This is a genomic window from Ruegeria sp. CG1 (genome assembly GCF_056537265.1).
In genome coordinates this window covers 502,119-522,168 of the sequence record NZ_JBQFRF010000001.1, presented here as the reverse complement: position 1 = coordinate 522,168, position 20,050 = coordinate 502,119, and the positions used below count along the sequence as shown (strand labels likewise).

Here is a 20,050-nt window from a genome sequence, read left to right as displayed (position 1 = left end):
CAGAGAATCATCGTCACGACATCGCAGCGCGTGCCATACTTGAAATCACACGACATTTCTGGATGGGAAATCTACTCTACATGCGTTTGATTTCATTGTTAACTATTGTGGCGCTAATCGTGTCCTGCACATCACAGGAAGCACCACCTGCATCTCGCAGCGCGCAATTCGACGGTTATCCGCAGAACCTTTTCAATTCCTTCAGGACCGACTGCGCGGGGCCGGGCGACAAGTATATCAAGACCACCGCAAGCATCTTTGAATGCCGCGAGACCTTGCCGCCCGAGGCAACGGCCTATTTGATTCTCAGCTTCAACGGCTATCCGCAGAACTTGCCGCAGATCGTAACGCGGCTGAGCTCGACCAAGAATCAGGCCGGGTATCGCGTGGACGCAGAGTTGTACTTTCTGGTTCCGCAGAAAGATGGTTCAACTCTTAGAATACCTATTGAAAGCAAAGATTTGGACAGGGATTTTTCCAAGCTCTACACCGATTATGGCGGAACGCCAGTGTAGAAGAAAAATGGTCGGGGCGGCAGGATTCGAACCTACGACCCCCTGTACCCAAAACAGGTGCGCTACCAGACTGCGCCACGCCCCGGACCGTGCGCCTTCCTAAACGTGCCGATCTGATTTGAAAAGCCCTAACAGGGCCAAATTGCAGGACCTTGCGAAAAAACTTCGTGGCGCATCTGCGATCCAGGCCGAATGGCGTAACGCTCGGCTAGGCCAGCGTTGATTTCCAGGACCGCATAAACCGAATCGCCGCCTTCGATTGGGCTCAGATCCCCCGGAATTGCACCTTCGTGCACACGCGTCACCGTGCCCGCGCGATCAACAAAGATCATATCAAGCGGAATCAGGGTATTCTTCATCCAGAACGCAACAGGTTGCGGCGGATCAAAAACAAACAACATTCCAGATCTGTTCGGCATGCTTTCGCGAAACATCAATCCGCGCGATCGCTCTTTCGGTGTGATGGCCAGCTCAACGTCGAAACGAACCTCTGCCAGATCATTTCGAAGCTCGACACGATCCGGACGGCATTCAGCCCGCGCGATCCCGCCAATCAAAAAACTCAGGAGCGCCAGTACGAAAGCCGTTCTCATCATTCAGAACCTAGTCGTTCAGGGCCGCTTCCCAGGCCAGAACCTGCGCGGCCATTCTTCCGCGCTTGCCATCAATGACCCGCATGGCCAGCGCTTCGCCCGGTTGCAGATCAGCCAACCCAGAACGACGTAGCACCTCGATATGCAGGAATACATCTTCACTGCTGCCGAAAACATTGGCAAAGCCAAACCCTTTGCCCTTGTCGAACCATTTGACGCGCGCAGCCTCAAGCGGAGCGCTGCCGATCACGGTTGGATCAAGCTCGGCAAAATCGGCCAACATCATGGTTTCCGCGCGAACAGGCGGGTCAACACTGATCACTTCGACCGCTTGAACACCGCGATCAGTTTTGTGGGTCATGATCTCGATGCCGGCGCCATCCGCGACCGAGCTTTGCCCGAAGTTTCGCAGCACGTTGACGTGCAACAGAATGTCCGGGCCGCCTTCGTCAGACACAACAAATCCGTATCCCTTGGCGGGATCGAACCATTTTACGTGTCCACGGACGCGGTACATGCTGTTCAGATCTTCTGGCACTGTTTTCCCATTACGATAGGCAAGTCGTTAAGGGTTTCTTGTTTATGTTTTGGCTCGCAAATTCAAGCTGAAAAAAGCTATTGTCTGCAAACAGTTGCATTTCACGCAACGCGAACGTCATGGATTTAACCTCAGCACTTGCCAGTCGGAATCGACATTTTGTCGCTTCCACTGAAACCTGTCATGCAACCGGAAGGCACCATCGGCCCAGAACTCGACTTCGACAGGTGTTACACGGTATCCCCCCCAAAATTCAGGGCGAGGCGGGTTGGTACCCAACTTTGCGGTCACTCTAGCCACTTCGGCCATCAGGGATGCACGACTTTCCAGCGGTTGCGACTGGTGTGACGCCCAAGCACCCAAGCGGCTTTTGAGCGAGCGCGAGGCGTAGTATGCGTCCGCCTGCGGCCCATCTTCCTTGGTGATTGTACCACGAACACGGATTTGTCGCCGCAAAGATTTCCAATGCATCACAAAAGCCGCTTTGTGGGCGCTGTCCAACTCCTGAGCCTTTGCGCTGTGATAGTTCGTATAGAAAACAAACGCGTCCTTCTCGATTTCCTTCAGCAGAACCATACGGGCATTCGGCAAACCTTCCGGGTCCACGGTTGCCAAAGCAATCGCATTAGGATCATTCGGTTCGGTCTTTTCTGCCTCGGCCAGCCACCGATCCGCGATTTCAAACGGATCAGCCCCGGCGAAGATGCCATTATGCTCGTTCATTTCCATCCCCAGGAAACAATTAACATGACCCTAAGGCGAGAACCCGCTGCGGGCAAGAGCGCATGGCCTTGAAGCAGGACAATCAATGGCATAAACCAACCGAACACAATGCGACGACAGGCGGAGAACCGAAGATGTCAAATCAGTTGATGGCCGGAAAACGCGGCCTCATCATGGGACTGGCCAATGACAAATCAATCGCATGGGGTATCGCCCGCGCCTTGTCCGACGCCGGGGCCGAGTTGGCCTTTTCCTATCAGGGGGACGCCCTAAAAAAACGCGTCGATCCATTGGCGGCGCAGTTGGGCAGCGAGATCGTTTTGCCCTGTGACGTCAGCGATGAAGAATCAATTAATGAACTCTTCAGCGCGCTCGAAAAGAAATGGGGTAAACTGGATTTCGTCGTCCACGCCATTGGCTTTTCTGACAAGAACGAATTGCGCGGGCGCTACGTCGACACATCGCGCGCGAACTTTAACCTGACGATGGATGTTTCGGTCTACTCTTTCACCGCCGTTATGCAGCGCGCGGAAAAAATGATGAACGAAGGCGGCAGTGCGATCACCCTCACCTACTACGGCGCCGAACAGGTCATGCCACACTACAATGTAATGGGTGTTGCCAAAGCCGCCCTTGAGGCGTCCGTAAAGTATCTGGCCGAGGATTTGGGCAAAGACGGCATTCGCGTGAATTCAATCTCGGCAGGCCCGATCAAAACGCTCGCGGCCAGCGGCATCGGCGATTTCCGTTACATCATGAAGTGGAACGAGTATAACTCGCCCCTGCGCCGGAATGTGACCATCGATGATGTTGGTAAATCGGCCCTGTATCTGCTGTCTGATCTCAGCAGCGGAGTGACAGGTGAGAATCTGCACGTGGATTCAGGCTATCACATCGTCGGCATGAAGGCCGTCGACGCGCCGGACGTTGAAAAAGGATAACAGACCATGAGCGCCAAGGACCGCCTGCCACACGAAAAAGGCTTCCACATCAGCTGGGATCAAATTCATCGCGACTCGCGCGCTCTTGCGTGGCGTCTGGATGGGCAAGGACCAGATGACGGCGCTTGGCGTGCAGTCGTGGCAATTACACGTGGCGGCATGGCCCCCGCGATGATCGTCAGCCGCGAACTGGATATCCGTACGGTCGATACTGTCAGCGTGAAATCCTATCATCATCAGGCGCAGGGCGAAGCAGAAATTCTCAAAGCGCCCAATGCTGATCTGATGGGTGATGGCACCGGTATTCTGATCATCGACGATCTGGTCGATAGCGGCAAAACGCTGGAACTGGTGCGCGAGATGTTCCCCAAAGCGCATTTCGCGACCGTATACGCCAAGCCCAAGGGCCGTCCGATGGTCGACACCTTCATTACCGAGGTCAGTCAGGACACATGGATTTTCTTCCCATGGGACATGGCGCTGCAATATGTCGAACCCTATCGGGGCACCGATTAATCAAGCGTTTTTCATAAGCGCTGAAATCACGGACTCACCATGACAATGACCCGCACTGCCGCCACCTTTGCCCCTCCGGTGATGGAGGCACGCCGTTGGCTGGACGGGGTCGAGTTCGCGGTTGACCGTCCGTTGATCAATGTCAGTCAGGCGGCCCCGGTCGATCCGCCCCCGTTAGCGCTGCGGCAAGCAATGGCCGAATTCGCAGTCGAGCAGGACAGCGCACATCTTTACGGCCCGGTTCTGGGCAACGATGACCTGCGGTCCGAGCTCGCGGCTCAGATCAGCGCACATTATGTGGCTGAGGTAACGGCGAATCAGATCGCAATCACCTCGGGCTGCAATCAGGCCTTTTCAGCCGTGATTTCGGCAATTACCGATCAGGGGGATGAGGTGATCCTTCCGACTCCTTGGTATTTCAATCACAAGATGTGGCTGGATATGGCTGGGGTAAAAACCGTTGATTTGCCCACAGACGATGATTTGCTTCCCGATCCGGAACGCGCCCGCGCCCTTATCACCGAAAAGACACGGGCGATTTCGTTGGTGACGCCGAACAATCCCGGTGGTGTCGAATACCCTGCGGACTTGGTGCGCCGCTTCTATGATCTTGCGCGGGAAACGGGGCTTCGTCTTTTGGTTGACGAAACCTATCGCGATTTCGACAGTCGATCAGGCGCGCCTCATGACCTGTTCCAGCAATCGGGTTGGGACGATACGTTTGTCCATCTCTACTCGTTCTCAAAAGCCTACCGCCTGACCGGTCACCGTGTCGGCGCGATTTCAACCAGCCCCGCCCTGTTGGCGGAGATCGAGAAATTTCTGGACACGGTCGCAATCTGCCCCGGCCAGATCGGCCAGTTTGCCGCGCTTTGGGGCATGCGGAACTTGACCCAATGGGTTGCAGGTGAACGAGATGAAATTCTCGACCGAAGAGCGGCCATCGCGGAAGGAATGCCACGCCTTGAAGACAAAGGCTGGCGTCTTTTGGGACTTGGCGCTTACTTTGCCTACCTCGAACATCCCTTTGGCATCGCTTCCGACGAATTGGCCCGACGGCTGGTACCCGAGGCAGGTATACTGCTGTTGCCGGGTACCATGTTCATGCCAGAGGGCAATTCCGCGGGAAAGCGGCAGGTTCGCGTAGCATTTGCCAACCTCGACCGCGCCGGTATCGCGCAATTGTTCGACCGATTGCAGGGCTTGTCCTTCTAAGCTTGCCCCCCGGCTGCACGCATCGTATTCAGGGCCGCAACCGACTGGGCAGACATTTGCCGACAAAACCAAGAGGGCACCATGGCCGCAGGCATGAAAAACCTATCCAAAACCTTTGTCTGGATTCTCATGGGTCTTTTGATGCTGGGCCTTGCGGGCTTTGGCGCCACCAGCCTGACCGGAACCGTGCGTACGGTTGCGCAGGTCGGTGATGAAAGCATTTCGGTCGACGCGTATTTTCGTGAGCTTCAGCGCGAGATCCGGGCCGTCGAAGCGCAAACCGGTCAGGCAATGCAGATTTCGCAGGCACATGATCTTGGCCTTGATCAACTTGCCCTTTCGCGCCTGATCGCGCTGGCCGCAATCGATAACGAGGTCGGACAGCTTGGCATTTCGATCGGTGACGAGAACCTGCAGGACGAGATTGTACAGATACCGGCGTTCCAAGGTGTAAACGGTACATTCGACCGCGAAGCCTATCGCTTTCAGCTGGAACAGGTCGGAATGACCGATTCCGAATTCGAATCGGATCTGCGCAAAGAATCTTCACGCACCATCGTTCAGGGTGCGGTCATGAGCGGTGTTGAAATGCCCCGTACGCTGACCGAGGCTTTGTCGAACTATGTGCTGGCCCGCCGCAGCTTTACCGTGGCGACCCTGTCAGCCGACCTTCTCGAAACGCCCGTGGCCCAACCCACAGACGCGCAGATTCAGACATATTACGATGAGAATACCGATCAGTTCACCCTGCCCCGCACCAAGCAACTGACCTACGCCATTCTGTCGCCCGACATGCTGCTCGACACGATCGAAGTGGACGAAGATTCTCTGCGCCGTCTATACGACCAACGCGCTGACGAATTTTTCCAACCCGAGCGCCGCTTGGTCGAGCGTCTGCCCTATCCCAGCGAAGAATCCGCAACCGAGGCGCTGGCACAGCTTGAAGTTGGCGGGGCCGATTTCGAACAGTTGGTCCGCGAACGTCAGCTTGAGCTGAGCGATGTTGATCTGGGCGATGTCACACGTGAAGATCTGGGCGATGCAGCCGACGCCGTGTTTGCCGCCGAGATCGACGATGTGGTCGGCCCGCTTCCTACGGTTTTCGGCCCTGCCCTGTTCCGGATCAATGGATCGCTGGCCGAGAACAATGTCAGTTTCGAAGACGCCGAACCCGAACTTCGTGCAGAACTCGCCGCCGACCGAGCGCGCCGTCAGATCGAAGCACAGGCCGAAGACATCAACGACCTGCTTGCAGGCGGCGCAACACTGGAAGAACTGGCCGGTGAGACCGAGATGGAACTGGGTCAGATCGACTGGACCCAGCAAAGCGACGATGGCGTCGCCGCGTATGACGGCTTCCGCGCAGTGGCTGAGGCTGTGCAAGAAGGTGATTTCCCAGAGGTCGCGTTCCTTGAAGATGGTTCGATCTTTGCGCTGCGCTTGAATGAAGTGCTAGAGCCGCGCCCGGAACCTCTGGAAAGCGCCCGTGACCGTGTCGCCGAGGCATGGCTGCAGGTAGAAACTGCGAAAGCGCTGCAAAACCAGGGCAACACGGTTCTGACCCAGCTGGCAACAGATGGCGACTTTACCGCCACTGGCCTGCCCTTCCGCGTCGAAAATGCGCTGACACGTACCGCATTCCTCGAAGATGTTCCCGTGGACTTCATGACTCAGGTGTTTGAAATGGACCCTGGTGAGCTGCGTGTCATTCCCGGAAACGGTAACGCCCTGATCGTGCGTCTGGATGAAGAGCTACCTCCGGCGGAAACCGATGAGCAACGCCAGATGCAGGATGCACTGGCTGCGCAATTGAGCCAGGCGCTGGCGCAGAACATCTTTGACATCTATGTGCGCAATGCCCAGACACGCGCACGCCCTGTGCTGGATCAGCAAGCGCTGAACGCGGTACGGGCCAGTTACTAAAAGAGACAGAACATGGCCCTGACCCCGGATTTCGAAAGTTTCGCGCGCGCTTATGATGCGGGCGAAAATCAGGTCGTCTATACCCGCCTCGCCGCTGATCTGGATACGCCGGTTTCACTGATGCTGAAACTGACAGGCGCTCAGAAAGACGCCTTCATGCTCGAGTCGGTAACCGGGGGTGAAGTGCGAGGGCGCTATTCGATCATCGGAATGAAGCCCGATCTGATTTGGCGCTGTCAGGGCGAGACATCGGCCTTGAACCGATCAGCCCGCTTCGATGCCGAGGCGTTCGAGCCACAGGATGGCAAACCGATGGACAACTTGCGCGCCTTGTTGGCTGAAAGCCGCATCGCGCTTCCCGATGACCTGCCGCAGGCCGCCGCTGGCCTGTTTGGCTATCTGGGCTATGACATGGTCCGGTTGGTGGAATACCTGCCGGATGTGAACCCTGACCCGTTGGGCCTGCCCGATGCGATCATGCTGCGCCCCTCGGTCATTGCTGTGTTGGACGGCGTCAAAGGCGAGGTTACCGTCGTGTCGCCCGCATGGGCCAGCGAGGGCCAAAGCGCCAAAGCCGCCTATGCGCAGGCCGCCGAGCGTGTGATGGATGCCGTGCGTGATCTTGAGCGTGCCATGCCGGCTGAGACGCGCGATCTAGGTGACGCAATCGAAGTTGGGGCTCCTGTCTCTAACTTCACCAAATCGGGCTATATGGAAGCCGTTGAAAAGGCCAAGGAATATATCCGTGCAGGTGATATCTTTCAGGTCGTCCCGGCCCAACGCTGGACACAGGATTTTCCACAACCGCCATTTGCCCTCTACCGCTCGCTGCGGCGTACCAACCCATCGCCATTCATGTTCTATTTCAACTTCGGCGGCTTTCAGGTCGTAGGCGCAAGCCCAGAAATCCTGGTGCGTGTCTTCGGCAATGAGGTCACGATCCGCCCAATCGCGGGTACCCGCCCGCGTGGCGCGACGCCCGAAGAAGACAAGGTCAACGAAATCGACCTGCTGGCCGACAAGAAAGAACTGGCCGAGCACCTCATGTTGCTGGATCTGGGACGAAATGACACCGGACGTGTTTCCAAGATTGGAACCGTGCGTCCTACCGAAGAGTTCATCATCGAGCGCTACAGCCACGTGATGCACATCGTATCAAACGTGGTCGGCGAACTGGCCGAAGACAAGGATGCACTGGACGCGTTCTTTGCCGGGATGCCTGCAGGCACGGTATCAGGCGCGCCCAAAGTGCGCGCGATGGAAATCATCGACGAGTTGGAGCCTGAAAAGCGCGGCATCTACGGTGGCGGTGTCGGGTATTTCAGCGCAGGCGGCGACATGGATATGTGCATCGCGCTGCGGACGGCCATTGTGAAAGACCACAAACTGTATATCCAAGCTGGAGGCGGCGTTGTCTATGACAGCGACCCAGAAGCGGAATACATGGAGACCGTCCATAAATCGAACGCCATTCGCGGCGCGGCTGCGGATGCGGCGCGGTTTACAGGCAGCGGAAACAGCTAGTGGGGTGGCGGATGGTCGCTGCCGTCACCCGTCCGTCAGCGATCCGGCAACGCCCTGCTGGATTTCTTTCATCATCACGGCAGAAATTGGGGCCATCGCCACGCGGCTGCCGCGATCCTCAAGCCCCCACAGCAACAGAGCCGAGATCGTCTCGGGACGCAGACGACCCAGCATCACCACGGCACCTTCCTGTCCGGCGCGGAAGGCTGCCTGATCCAGAAAACGCCGCATGATCTTGGGGTCCTGTTTGGCACCATCGAAATCGCGGAACACTACGCTGGATGGAATGCCGTTGCGCGCTGCAAGCTTTTGCGCAGTGTTTAGACCATTGTCCTGCGTCACCAGCCCGCGCCCGGTATCTCCAGCAATCGCCGCAACCTGATCAGCCAGCTTTCGGTTGCCCTGAATGCCGCTTCCGACACCTTCCAGAATGCCAACGGTTTGAGGCAATTGATCCAACCACACCGACAACGACACCTCAGCGTCCTGAGCACTGGCGGCTTCGTGCATGTCAACCAAGGCCAATACTTCAAATCCAGCCTCGCGATGACGGGCCATTTTTTCCGCTGCATTCGGGTCAGACGGGCTGACGGCAAAACTTAGCGGGTATGGGAAATCCTGCAACGCCTCGGCCCCAAAAGCCCCTTCATCATCGATCAGAATGATCGACATCAATGGCTTGGATTCTGGGTTTTCGAAGGTGGCAGCATGTGCTTCGATGGGCTTGGCCACCACTTCTGGAGTAATCACGGCTTGTTCGACGGGCGGGTCATCCCTCTCGGTTAGGGGCACGACACGCTTGCCGATCAACGAACCGGAACCTGTAACCCCCTCTCCGCCAATTTGCGGCAGGGTCAATACGCGCGGCTGACGTACAGGGCGGGTATCTTCTTCACCCTCAACCGCGATTGGATTTTCATCAGGTACGGGTTCCGCTTCCTCAGCCTCTGGCGCGGCATCCGGCACTTCGACGGTCTCAGGCTGCAGGGCTGCGACCTGAGGGACCTCCTTGGGCGTTTCTTCCGCAACCTGCGGTTCCGGGGCTTCCTCGGGCGCAGGCGCTGCTGGAGCGTCCGCGAGCGCTGCCGGTTCGGCTTCCTGTTGTGGCGAGGTCGGTTCGGCAAGTGGATTTGGCGGTGCCGCGGGCGCTTCGGTTTGAACGGTCACGTCAGAAGATGAGATCGCTGCAGGTGCCTCGGCTACGGTCGGTGCTCCACCCGCCTCAGGACGGGCACCGGGCTCAAGCTCGATACCTGCCAAGCCATCCAGCGAATCTGATGATAGATCGGGGGTTTCAGGGCCGGATGGTGGCAACTCAACCAGATCAGCATCGGCATTGCTTTCCTCAACTTTCGCAGCCTCCAGGGGCTGCGGAGTATCAGCCACTTCGGGCGCTGTTGCCGTCACATCTGGTTTACGTGACAAAGGAGTTGTCAGCGAAAGAACCGCGCCCAGTGCCAATACCGAGACCGCCCCGGCGATCGCTCCACCGTAAAATCCGCTCATCGAAATCTCGCCTCTCGCGTTGTTTCGTGCCTCATCTGCCCAGACGCCATCTTCCGCGACGCTCACCTGTACGGTGTCAAGTTGGGTATGTCCTCTTGACGCTGCCGCACAAGCCTGAGCATGTATGTCCCGACATTATACCGCGCTCAGGGACTGCATCGCCAGCCCGAAATGCCCATAGGAAGATAAGTGCCCAAATGCTGCTGCTGATCGACAACTATGACTCGTTTACCTACAACCTCGTTCATTATCTGGGTGAGCTCGGGGCCGAGATGGTCGTGCGCCGGAATGACGCGCTGGATGTGCAAGAAGCAATGGCGATGAACCCGGCTGGTATTCTGCTCAGCCCCGGCCCTTGTGATCCCGATCAGGCGGGCATCTGTCTGGCCTTGACCGAAGCCGTGGCCGAAACGCAAACACCGCTGATGGGGGTCTGTCTGGGGCATCAAACCATCGGTCAGGCATTTGGCGGCAAGGTTGTGCGCTGTCATGAGATCGTGCACGGGAAAATGGGCACGATGAAACACACCGGCAAAGGTGTATTCGCTGGCCTGCCCTCGCCCTTCGAGGCCACCCGGTATCATTCGCTTGTCGTAGAACGCGAAAGCCTGCCCGATTGCCTTGAGATCACGGCCGAGCTTGAGGATGGCACGATTATGGGTCTGCAGCACAAAGAACTGCCGATCCACGGCGTCCAGTTTCACCCGGAATCCATCGCGTCCGAGCATGGTCACGCCCTGCTTAAGAACTTCCTGAACGAAATGAAAGTCCCCGCATGAGCGACGCTCTGAAACCTCTGATCGGTGCTGCGGCCGATCGACCTTTGACCCGTGCCGAGGCTGAACAGGCCTTTGGCATCCTCTTTGATGGGGCCGCCACGCCCAGCCAGATCGGCGGGTTGCTGATGGCAATGCGCACGCGCGGCGAGACGGTCGAGGAATACGCCGCCGCCGCTGCCGTAATGCGCGCGAAATGCAATGCAGTGAAAGCTCCCGCTGGCGCGATGGACATCGTTGGCACGGGGGGCGACGGCAAAGGAACACTCAATATCTCGACAGCCACGGCTTTTGTGACGGCTGGCGCCGGAGTCACCGTTGCAAAACACGGTAATCGGAACCTGAGCTCGAAATCTGGCGCAGCAGATGCTCTTGGGCAGCTAGGTATCAACGTAATGGTCGGCCCGGAAGTCGTTGAGAAAGCGCTGAAAGAGGTCGGTATCGGCTTTATGATGGCCCCAATGCACCACCCGGCGATCGCCCATGTCATGCCTTCGCGGCAAGAACTGGGGACGCGCACGATTTTCAACATTCTGGGCCCCCTGACCAACCCCGCCGGAGTGAAGCGCCAACTGACCGGTGCGTTCAGCCGCGACCTGATCCGCCCGATGGCCGAAACTCTGGGTCTGCTTGGGGCTGAACATGCCTGGCTAGTCCACGGCTCAGACGGTACGGATGAGCTTACGATCACCGGGGTCAGCTGGGTCGCATCGGTTGAGGACGGCGTTGTCAAAGAGGTCGAGCTTCACCCCGAAGATGCAGGCCTTCCGGTGCATCCGTTCGAAAATATCATCGGCGGCACGCCCGAAGAGAACGCGGTCGCCTTCCGCGCCCTGCTGGATGGGGCACATTCAGCCTACCGCGACGCGGTGTTGCTGAACTCGGCAGCGGCGCTGGTCGTTGCAGATGCGGCAAGCGATCTGCGCGAGGGCGTTGCGATGGCCACAGAAAGCATTGATAGCGGCAAGGCCCGTGAAAAGATCACCGCGCTGGCGCGCATTACACAGGAAGCCGCATGACCGAGACCGTTCTGGACAAAATCAAAGCGTACAAGCTGGAAGAGATCGCTGCGGATAAGGCGCATAAGCCTCTGGAAACACTAGAATCTGAGGCACGGAACGCACCCGAGGTACGCGGTTTTGCCGAAGCCCTGCATTCGGCTATGCGCAAGGGGTACGGATTGATCGCCGAGGTCAAAAAGGCCAGCCCGTCCAAAGGTCTGATCCGCGCTGATTTCGATCCGCCCGCGCTTGCCAAAGCTTATGAAGAGGGCGGCGCGGCTTGCCTGTCGGTTCTGACGGACACGCCTAGCTTTCAGGGTGACAAGTCCTTTCTGACCGAAGCGCGCGCGGCCTGTTCGTTGCCAGCATTGCGGAAGGACTTCATGTACGACCCCTATCAGGTGGTCGAAGCGCGTGCATTGGGTGCGGATTGCATCCTGATCATCATGGCATCGGTCAGCGATGCACAGGCCGCCGAGCTTGAGCAAACCGCGTTTGACTGGGGCATGGATGTTCTGATCGAAGTCCATGACGCAGACGAGCTTGAGCGGGCATCGCAGCTGAAAAGCCCGCTGATCGGGATAAACAACCGCAATCTCAAGACCTTCGAGACGACTCTTGATACAACTCGTCATCTGTCAAAGCTGGTTCCAGCGGATCGCACGATCGTCTGCGAGAGCGGCCTTAGCACTCCGGCGGACCTCGCAGATATCGCCCGCTACGGTGCGCGCTGTTTCCTTATTGGTGAGAGCCTGATGCGTCAGGATGATGTAGCTTCGGCAACTCGAGCACTGCTCGCCAACCCGCTCATTCCCGGAGTGATGTGATGCCGCTGACCCATTTTGATGCCAAAGGTGAGGCCCATATGGTGGACGTGTCCGACAAGGCTGTCACCGACCGGGTTGCGGTTGCATCTGGATACATCAAGATGGCGAAGGAAACCTTTGATATCATTTCAGAAGGACGCGCTAAGAAAGGCGATGTTCTTGGTGTTGCCCGACTTGCGGGCATAATGGGCGCCAAGAAAACGCCTGACCTGATACCTCTGTGTCATCCGCTACCCGTGACCAAAGTCGCCATTGAACTGAGCTTAGACACGGACCTTCCCGGCGTTCAGATTGAAGCGACTGTAAAGACTTCCGGCCAGACCGGCGTAGAGATGGAAGCGCTGACAGCAGTCTCGACAGCCGCACTGACGGTTTACGATATGGCGAAGGCCGTGGACAAATCGATGGAGATCGGCGGCATTCGTGTTCTACTGAAAGACGGCGGAAAATCAGGGCGTTACGAGGCATCATGATCTCGGTTGAAGAAGCGCGGGCTCTGCTGTTCGATCTGGTCTCACCGCTGCCCGCAGAAACGGTTGCCCTTGCCGAGGCTGCCGGTCGTATCCTGGCAGAAAACGTTGCAGCAACGCGTGATCAGCCGCCCTTTGCTGCGTCATCGATGGATGGGTACGCCGTCAAGGCGGCCGAAGTCGAACTGCATGCAATGTTCAAAGTGGTTGGCGAAGCAGCGGCCGGACGTCGCTTTGCTGGAAGCGTCGGACCCGGCCAAGCTGTGCGGATATTCACTGGTGCGCCTGTGCCGGATGGTGCAGATTTCGTCGTCATACAGGAAGATGTCGACCGAGGCGGTGATCTGATCACCATAATCGACGCCCCCGGTGAAAAGACCAATATCCGCCCTGCGGGGATCGATTTCAGCATCGGTACGCAGATCACGGCCCCGCGCCAGCTCAGACCCGAAGATGTCGCATTAATGGCAGCGATGAACATCGCTTCGGTCCCTGTGACCCGCAAACCCGTGGTTGCACTAATCTCAACCGGTGACGAACTGGTGATGCCCGGAGAAACACCCGGCCCCGATCAGATCATCGCCTCAAATACCTTTGGTCTTAAGGCGTTACTGGAAGATGCTGGCGCACAAGTTCGTGTACTTCCTATCGCACAAGATACCTTAGCGTCATTAGAAACAGCTTTTGGCTTGGCACAGGGCGCTGACCTCGTGGTGACCATCGGAGGGGCGTCGGTTGGCGAGTACGACCTGGTTGCGGATGTCTCGGAAGGTCTTGGGCTGAAGCAATCGTTCTACAAGATTCGCATGCGACCGGGTAAACCACTGATGGCCGGGCGGCTTGGGGATGCTGCGATGGTCGGTCTACCCGGAAACCCGGTCAGTGCCATGGTGTGCGGTTACCTGTTCCTCATCCCAATGGTGCGCCGCATGTTGGGGATTGAACAGGCCCTACAGCCATTCCAACGCGCCCGCCTTTCTGCCCCGCTCGGAAAAAATGGCCCGCGTGAGCATTATATGCGGGCGGTGTTGGACAATGGCGGCATCCGCGCCTGTGATGATCAGGACAGCTCGCTGCTAAGTGTTTTGGCGCAAGCCAATGCACTATTGGTACGCCAACCCCACGATCCCGCGCGCGAGGCCGGGGATGAGGTCCTTTACCTGCCGATCTAGCAAATCCGTTGACACAAAACGTGAACATGCGTAGAACAAAAGAAAACGCATGAGCGACGAGGTATGAGCAATGCTGACCAAGAAGCAATTGGATTTGCTGGAATTCATCCACAAACGCGTGCAAGCGGACGGTGTTCCGCCCAGTTTTGATGAGATGAAGGCCGCGTTGGATCTACGGTCAAAATCCGGGATTCATCGACTGATCACCGCGCTGGAAGAACGTGGCTTTATCCGCCGCCTTGCCCATCGAGCCCGTGCCATCGAAGTTGTCAAGCTGCCCGAAAGCCTTGGGGGAGAGCCAACTACAGGTTTCAAACCCCGTGTGATTGAAGGCGATCGCCCTGAAGGTCCACGCCCCGCGAACTTTGAACCCATCACAGTTGATGCAATGGAATTGCCTGTTATGGGCCGGATTGCTGCCGGTGTACCGATCGAAGCGATCAGCCATGTGTCGCACCGCGTTGCGGTACCGGGCTCGATGGTTTCGGGCCGTGGTGAACATTATGCGCTTGAGGTTCGTGGCGACTCGATGATCGACGCCGGTATCAACGATGGCGATGTCGTGGTGATCCGCGAAACAACGGCCGCTGACAACGGTGACATCGTGGTGGCATTGGTGGAAGATCAGGAAGCCACGCTGAAACGGTTTTTCCGCCGAGGTCAGGCCATTGCGCTGGAAGCGGCGAATCCGGCCTATGAGACCCGCGTGCTGCCAGAGGACAAGGTGAAAGTTCAGGGCCGCCTGGTAGGCTTGATCCGAAGCTACTGAGGCAGCTTGGGGGACCATAGGCGGCGGCCTGAGATATCAGAACTCGCGAACAAACGCCCCTTGGATAACGCAAGACTGCCTGTCTTCCGCAGAAATTCCGTATCGTAAACGCTGCATTCACCGGTCAAAGTCAACGACACCGGGGCGACAATGATCTGATCTTTCCTGCATTCCTGAAAGGCGCTCGCAGCCCGCTTGCTAGTCAAGTGGACAAGCTCTTTGTCTCCCAGAAGAAAACGTTGAATTCCCGCTGGTGCCTCTGGCCATCGCAAAGCGGCCTTTGGTTGATCTGCCCCGTCCCCGTCATTTTCCAGCCAAACCGACGCGACAAATCCGCTGCCTTTCGGTTTGCTCAGCGCGCGCCCGTGTTCAGTCATCACTCCGACCAGCCCGCCGGTATCGGCGATCAGCACGTCTGGGCGGCTTCCCTGACCCCACAGCGCTATCGCCAATGCCGCCGGGGCGATGCCGAGCCACCGTGCGTGCCCTTGCCACAGCATTAGCCACAGAAGAGACAGAGCCAGAACAGGCAATACGAAATAGTCTGGGCTTACCACGTACCCGCGCGCGCCCTCCAGTCCCGCGACCCAATTGGCAACGGTAAGGATCCATCTCAGCCCAAGACCCATTACGTGCAATGCAATCGCTTCAAGCCCAAAAGGTGCAAGAAGGGCGGCGACCACCGCACTTGGAACGACCAGCGTTCCCATGACGGGCACGGAGACGAGATTTGCCAACAACCCGTAGTGTGAAATAGCGTTGAAATGCGCCGCCCCGATCGGAGCTGTCGCGATCCCCGCGATCGCCGAGGATGTCAACAAGGCCAGCATAAGCCGCAGCCATTTTGGGCCTGGCATTGGGCCATAGCCCCGCAACGCGCCAAACCCTGCGACCAAGGCGGTTGTGGCTGCAAAAGACATCTGAAATCCGGGGCTCAAAAGAGTTTCTGGACGAAAGGTAAGAACAATCAGCGCAGCCACGGCCACCGCCCGCAACGAAATCGCGCGCCGGTCCAGCAATACGGCCCCCAGCATAACGCAGACCATCACAAAGGCGCGCTCAGTCGCGACGTTCCCACCAGACAGAAGCAGGTAGATTGTCGACGCGAATAACGCGCAGAGCGCTGCCACCTTGCGTACGGGCATGCGAAGCGCGATGACAGGTACCATTGAGAACCCCATGCGGCACGCCACAAAAACGAAACCGGTCAGCAAACCCATGTGCAGGCCCGAAATCGCCAGAAGATGAGCCAGGTTGGACGCGCGCAACGCCTCTAACGAGGCCTGCCCCATCCCGCTGCGATCACCGGTAGTTACGGCGGCGGCAAAGCCCCCGACTTCGCCCGGCAGGATCGTGCGCACCCGATCCGAGATCTCCATGCGCAAGGCCGTGATACGCACTCCGTCCAAACCATCTTGCGCCGCAGCCGACGTCAGGACCGGAACCCGAGTGTATCCAACAGCGCCAAGTTGCTGGAACCAGGCGTGGCGGCGAAAATCAAAACCTCCGGGTTCAACTGGCCCTTGCGGCGGCGAAAGATGTGCTGTGGTCATAATCCGCTGACCCGGGGACAGCGCAACTGACTCCCCGTGAATAGACAGCCGGATGCGCCGGGGTCTTTGATCAGCAGGAACGTCCCCGATCCGCACCTGATCCAATGTCACCCTCAGCGCATCCGACGCAGAGCGGTCCAGCGCTACGACCCTCCCCTCGACCGGGCCATAGTAACGCCATTGCAGGACCGGCTCCGCAACCATATGTGCCCGCGCCCCGGCCAGAGCGAACCCCATCGCGATCAGGGCTAAGCCAGTGGCCAGCGGTGACCACGCGGCGGCCCCCATCCAACGGGTGGAGGCAAGCGCCAGCAAGGCAAGCGCCAGAACGCCGACATAGAGCTCAACCTCGGGTTCGAACCTGAGGCTGAAATACCAACCAATCCCGACCGCCAGGCAGATCGGGGACCACGGAAACAAGTGTACCCGCTGGGTCAGCAATGCGGTCTCGACCCGTGTCAGAACACGCATGGTTGCCCCCGTCCTTCGGGCTGGGTAGATAGTCGCCAAACTATGCCCGCTAAGGTTACCAAAAGGTTAATCCACACCATGTCCGATCAGGTCGTCACCCGTTTTGCCCCCTCTCCCACCGGATTTCTGCATATCGGTGGCGCCCGCACTGCTCTGTTCAACTGGCTTTATGCGCGGGGTCGCGGCGGCCAGTTCCTGTTGCGGATCGAGGATACCGATCGGGAACGTTCCACGCCGGAAGCAACAGCGGCCATACTGCAAGGCATGGACTGGCTAGGGCTTGATCATGACGGTGAGGTCGTCAGCCAATTCGAGGGTGCCCCTCGACATGCAGAGGTCGCGCATCAATTGCTGTCCGACGGCAAGGCATACAAGTGCTTTTCGACGCAGGAAGAAATCGCTGCATTCCGTGAACAGGCGCGGGCCGAGGGGCAGTCGACCCTGTTTCGCAGCCCGTGGCGCGAGGCTGACCCTGCCACACATCCCGACGCACCTTACGTGATCCGCATCAAGGCTCCGCAAGACGGTGCCACTGTGATCCGCGATCAGGTGCAGGGCGATGTCACCATTCGCAACGATCAGTTGGATGACATGATCCTGCTGCGTTCGGATGGGACTCCGGTCTATATGCTGGCCGTTGTGGTTGACGATCATGATATGGGCGTGACTCATGTGATCCGGGGCGACGATCACCTCAACAACGCCGCCCGTCAGATGATGATCTACGAGGCGATGGGTTGGGATGTACCAGTCTGGGCGCATATCCCTTTGATCCATGGACCCGATGGGAAAAAGCTCAGCAAACGTCACGGTGCGTTGGGGGCGCAAGAATATCAGGCCATGGGATATCCGGCATCCGGAATGCGCAACTATCTGGCTCGGCTGGGCTGGAGCCATGGGGATGATGAGTTCTTTACCGATGCCCAAGCTAAAGAGTGGTTCGATCTGGATGGCATTGGCAAAAGCCCGGCGCGGTTTGATGTGAAGAAGCTTGAAAACCTTTGTGGACAACATATTGCCGTCGGGGAAGATGCCGCGCTGCAGCATGAAATTCAGGGATATCTGAAGTCAGCTGGTTTGCCGCCGCTTTCCGAAACACAATCCAGTGATTTGGTCCGTGCGATGTATTGCCTCAAGGACCGCGCACGCACGTTCCCGGAACTCATTGAAAAAGCTCATTTTGTGCTTACGTCGCGACCTATCCAGCCAGATGAAAAGGCCGCAAAGGCGCTGGCATCTGTATCCGACGGTATACTGAAAGAATTGACGCCGCAGCTGCAAAATGCTAGCTGGTCCCGGAACGAACTGGAGGAGACCCTGAATTCGTTCGCAGAGGCGAATGGGGTTAAGTTCGGCAAATTGGCTGGTCCGCTGCGGGCGGCACTAGCGGGCCGGGCAGTTACACCTTCGGTATTTGACATGATGCTTGTGCTTGGGCGCGATGAAACCCTGGCGCGGCTTTCTGATGCAGCGAACCCGGCCTGATTTCACATAAGGGTAACGCTGCTCCGTTAAGAACGGACTGCGCGACGGAACGCAGTCGTTGCCTGCTTTGTCGGACAGCGATCCGGCATGCGCACGAATGAAGAAGGGACAAACATGACCGAGAGCAAAAAATCAGCCAAACTGACTGTCCACGGCGAAAGCTATGATCTGCCGGTGTTTTCTCCGACCGCTGGGCCCGATGTGATCGATATCCGCAAGCTCTATGGTCAGGCTGGCGTCTTTACTTATGATCCGGGTTTCACGTCCACCGCAAGCTGTGACAGCACCATTACATTCATCGACGGTGACAAGGGCGAGTTGCTGCATCGCGGTTATCCGATCGAACAGATCGCCTCGAAGTCGCATTTCCTCGAACTCAGCTATCTGCTGCTGTATGGCGAGCTGCCTTCGGCAAAGGATCTGGAGAACTTCGAGACCACAATCACCCGCCACACGATGCTGCACGAGCAGATGCAGTATTTCTATCGCGGATTCCGCCGGGATGCGCATCCGATGGCCATCATGGTGGGTGTTGTCGGTGCCATGTCTGCGTTCTATCACGATTCGACCGACATCGCGGACCCGCGTCAGCGTGAAGTAGCTTCGCACCGTTTGATCGCAAAAATGCCGACCATCGCGGCCTGGGCCTACAAATACCATATCGGTCAGCCCTTCGTGTATCCGCGCAACGACCTGGACTATGCGTCAAACTTCCTGCGCATGTGTTTTGCCGTTCCTGCCGAAGATTACGAGGTGAACCCGATTCTGGCACGCGCCATGGATCGTATCTTCATGCTGCAGGCGGATCACGAACAGAACGCCTCGACTTCGACGGTGCGTCTGGCATCTTCTTCGGGTGCAAACCCGTTCGCCTGTATCGCGGCCGGTATCGCCTGTCTCTGGGGTCCGGCCCATGGTGGTGCGAACCAGGCTTGCCTTGAAATGCTGGAAGAGATCGGCAGCGTGGACCGCATCCCCGAGTTTATCGAGCGCGCCAAAGACAAAGATGACCCGTTCCGTCTGATGGGCTTTGGCCACCGCGTCTACAAGAACTTCGATCCACGCGCGAAAGTGATGAAGCAATCGGCAGACGAAGTACTTGACCTGCTGGGCGTAGAAAACAATCCCAAACTACAGGTCGCGAAGGCGCTGGAAAAACAGGCTCTGGAAGATCCGTATTTCATCGAAAAGAAACTGTTCCCGAATGTCGACTTTTATTCGGGCATCGTGATGGAAGCGATGGGCTTCCCGACCTCGATGTTCACGCCAATCTTCGCGTTGTCACGTACCGTTGGCTGGGTTAGCCAGTGGAAAGAAATGATTGCCGATCCACAGAATAAGATCGGACGCCCACGTCAGCTTTATCTGGGCGCGACCAACCGCGATTACGTGGACATCGAAAACCGCTGATCCACACACAATATCGATGTTAAGACCCCGGTTATCCGGGGTCTTTTTTTCCGTAGCGTTACCAAAATGAGACCGTTCGAAACCAAACGTAAATGACTGTTTCGATGCATCTTTCCGCACTG

19 protein-coding genes and 1 tRNA gene are annotated in these 20,050 nt (G+C 57.6%); 14 read left to right on the top strand and 6 right to left on the bottom strand.

The genetic code is table 11. The annotated features are described in order from the left end of the window. Positions 1-80 precede the first annotated feature (80 nt). Positions 81-515, top strand: coding sequence for a hypothetical protein (locus ACR0AU_RS02625; protein ID WP_170392985.1), 435 nt, complete (start codon positions 81-83; stop codon positions 513-515). Positions 516-523: 8 nt separating this feature from the next. Here the strand turns inward: ACR0AU_RS02625 and ACR0AU_RS02620 are convergent. From ACR0AU_RS02620 to pdxH, 4 genes are all read right to left on the bottom strand, one after another. Then, positions 524-600 (bottom strand) — tRNA-Pro (locus tag ACR0AU_RS02620). Between the two features lie 43 nt (positions 601-643). Continuing rightward, on the bottom strand, positions 644-1,111 hold the full coding sequence (locus ACR0AU_RS02615; RefSeq protein WP_170392984.1) for a DUF192 domain-containing protein: 468 nt from the start codon (positions 1,109-1,111) through the stop codon (positions 644-646). Between the two features lie 7 nt (positions 1,112-1,118). Further along, positions 1,119-1,646 (bottom strand): cold-shock protein, encoded by a 528-nt coding sequence (locus ACR0AU_RS02610; RefSeq protein ID WP_170392983.1) that lies wholly within the window; start codon positions 1,644-1,646, stop codon positions 1,119-1,121. A gap of 117 nt (positions 1,647-1,763) precedes the next feature. After that, positions 1,764-2,369 (bottom strand): pyridoxamine 5'-phosphate oxidase, encoded by a 606-nt coding sequence (gene pdxH, locus ACR0AU_RS02605; RefSeq protein ID WP_480795232.1) that lies wholly within the window; start codon positions 2,367-2,369, stop codon positions 1,764-1,766. 134 nt (positions 2,370-2,503) lie between these two features. On the opposite strand from pdxH, the gene fabI reads away from it, so the two are divergent. From fabI to trpE, 5 genes are all read left to right on the top strand, one after another. Further along, positions 2,504-3,310, top strand: coding sequence for an enoyl-ACP reductase FabI (gene fabI, locus ACR0AU_RS02600; RefSeq protein ID WP_170405951.1), 807 nt, complete (start codon positions 2,504-2,506; stop codon positions 3,308-3,310). A gap of 6 nt (positions 3,311-3,316) precedes the next feature. Next, entirely contained in the window at positions 3,317-3,826 is a 510-nt protein-coding gene (gpt, locus tag ACR0AU_RS02595) for a xanthine phosphoribosyltransferase (RefSeq protein ID WP_170392980.1), read from the top strand. Between the two features lie 39 nt (positions 3,827-3,865). Continuing rightward, complete coding sequence (locus ACR0AU_RS02590) at positions 3,866-5,041, top strand: aminotransferase (RefSeq protein ID WP_480795231.1); 1,176 nt, start codon at positions 3,866-3,868, stop codon at positions 5,039-5,041. 81 nt (positions 5,042-5,122) lie between these two features. Beyond that, positions 5,123-6,964 (top strand): SurA N-terminal domain-containing protein, encoded by a 1,842-nt coding sequence (locus tag ACR0AU_RS02585; RefSeq protein WP_170732290.1) that lies wholly within the window; start codon positions 5,123-5,125, stop codon positions 6,962-6,964. Between the two features lie 12 nt (positions 6,965-6,976). After that, positions 6,977-8,488, top strand: a complete 1,512-nt coding sequence (gene trpE / locus ACR0AU_RS02580) for an anthranilate synthase component I (protein ID WP_170732292.1) — start codon at positions 6,977-6,979, stop codon at positions 8,486-8,488. A gap of 24 nt (positions 8,489-8,512) precedes the next feature. Here trpE and ACR0AU_RS02575 read toward each other — a convergent pair whose 3' ends face one another. Beyond that, on the bottom strand, positions 8,513-9,994 hold the full coding sequence (locus tag ACR0AU_RS02575; RefSeq protein WP_480590244.1) for a divergent polysaccharide deacetylase family protein: 1,482 nt from the start codon (positions 9,992-9,994) through the stop codon (positions 8,513-8,515). Between the two features lie 197 nt (positions 9,995-10,191). On the opposite strand from ACR0AU_RS02575, the gene ACR0AU_RS02570 reads away from it, so the two are divergent. From ACR0AU_RS02570 to lexA, 6 genes are all read left to right on the top strand, one after another. After that, on the top strand, positions 10,192-10,773 hold the full coding sequence (locus ACR0AU_RS02570; RefSeq protein ID WP_480795230.1) for an anthranilate synthase component II: 582 nt from the start codon (positions 10,192-10,194) through the stop codon (positions 10,771-10,773). Then, the gene (gene trpD / locus ACR0AU_RS02565; protein ID WP_480795229.1) at positions 10,770-11,789 is read left to right on the top strand and encodes an anthranilate phosphoribosyltransferase; all 1,020 of its coding nucleotides are present in this window, start codon (positions 10,770-10,772) and stop codon (positions 11,787-11,789) included. Before ACR0AU_RS02570 ends, trpD begins: the two co-directional genes overlap by 4 nt. Then, positions 11,786-12,598 (top strand): indole-3-glycerol phosphate synthase TrpC, encoded by an 813-nt coding sequence (gene trpC, locus ACR0AU_RS02560; protein WP_170392973.1) that lies wholly within the window; start codon positions 11,786-11,788, stop codon positions 12,596-12,598. Before trpD ends, trpC begins: the two co-directional genes overlap by 4 nt. Further along, positions 12,598-13,071, top strand: a complete 474-nt coding sequence (moaC, locus tag ACR0AU_RS02555; protein ID WP_480585142.1) for a cyclic pyranopterin monophosphate synthase MoaC — start codon at positions 12,598-12,600, stop codon at positions 13,069-13,071. The genes trpC and moaC overlap by 1 nt, the downstream gene beginning before the upstream one ends. Continuing rightward, complete coding sequence (locus ACR0AU_RS02550; protein ID WP_480795228.1) at positions 13,068-14,240, top strand: molybdopterin molybdotransferase MoeA; 1,173 nt, start codon at positions 13,068-13,070, stop codon at positions 14,238-14,240. Before moaC ends, ACR0AU_RS02550 begins: the two co-directional genes overlap by 4 nt. 70 nt (positions 14,241-14,310) lie before the next feature. Beyond that, entirely contained in the window at positions 14,311-15,009 is a 699-nt protein-coding gene (gene lexA, locus ACR0AU_RS02545) for a transcriptional repressor LexA (protein WP_170465326.1), read from the top strand. Here the strand turns inward: lexA and ACR0AU_RS02540 are convergent. Continuing rightward, positions 15,003-17,033: a ComEC/Rec2 family competence protein gene (locus ACR0AU_RS02540; protein ID WP_480795227.1), complete on the bottom strand. Its 2,031-nt coding sequence runs from the start codon at positions 17,031-17,033 to the stop codon at positions 15,003-15,005. The genes lexA and ACR0AU_RS02540 overlap by 7 nt on opposite strands. Positions 17,034-17,111: 78 nt before the next feature. Between ACR0AU_RS02540 and gltX the strand changes: the two genes are divergently transcribed. Further along, a complete protein-coding gene (gene gltX, locus ACR0AU_RS02535) occupies positions 17,112-18,518 on the top strand; it encodes a glutamate--tRNA ligase (protein WP_170732307.1) in 1,407 nt (468 codons plus the stop codon). Between the two features lie 114 nt (positions 18,519-18,632). Continuing rightward, complete coding sequence (gene gltA / locus ACR0AU_RS02530) at positions 18,633-19,928, top strand: citrate synthase (protein WP_170392967.1); 1,296 nt, start codon at positions 18,633-18,635, stop codon at positions 19,926-19,928. Positions 19,929-20,050: the final 122 nt, after the last annotated feature.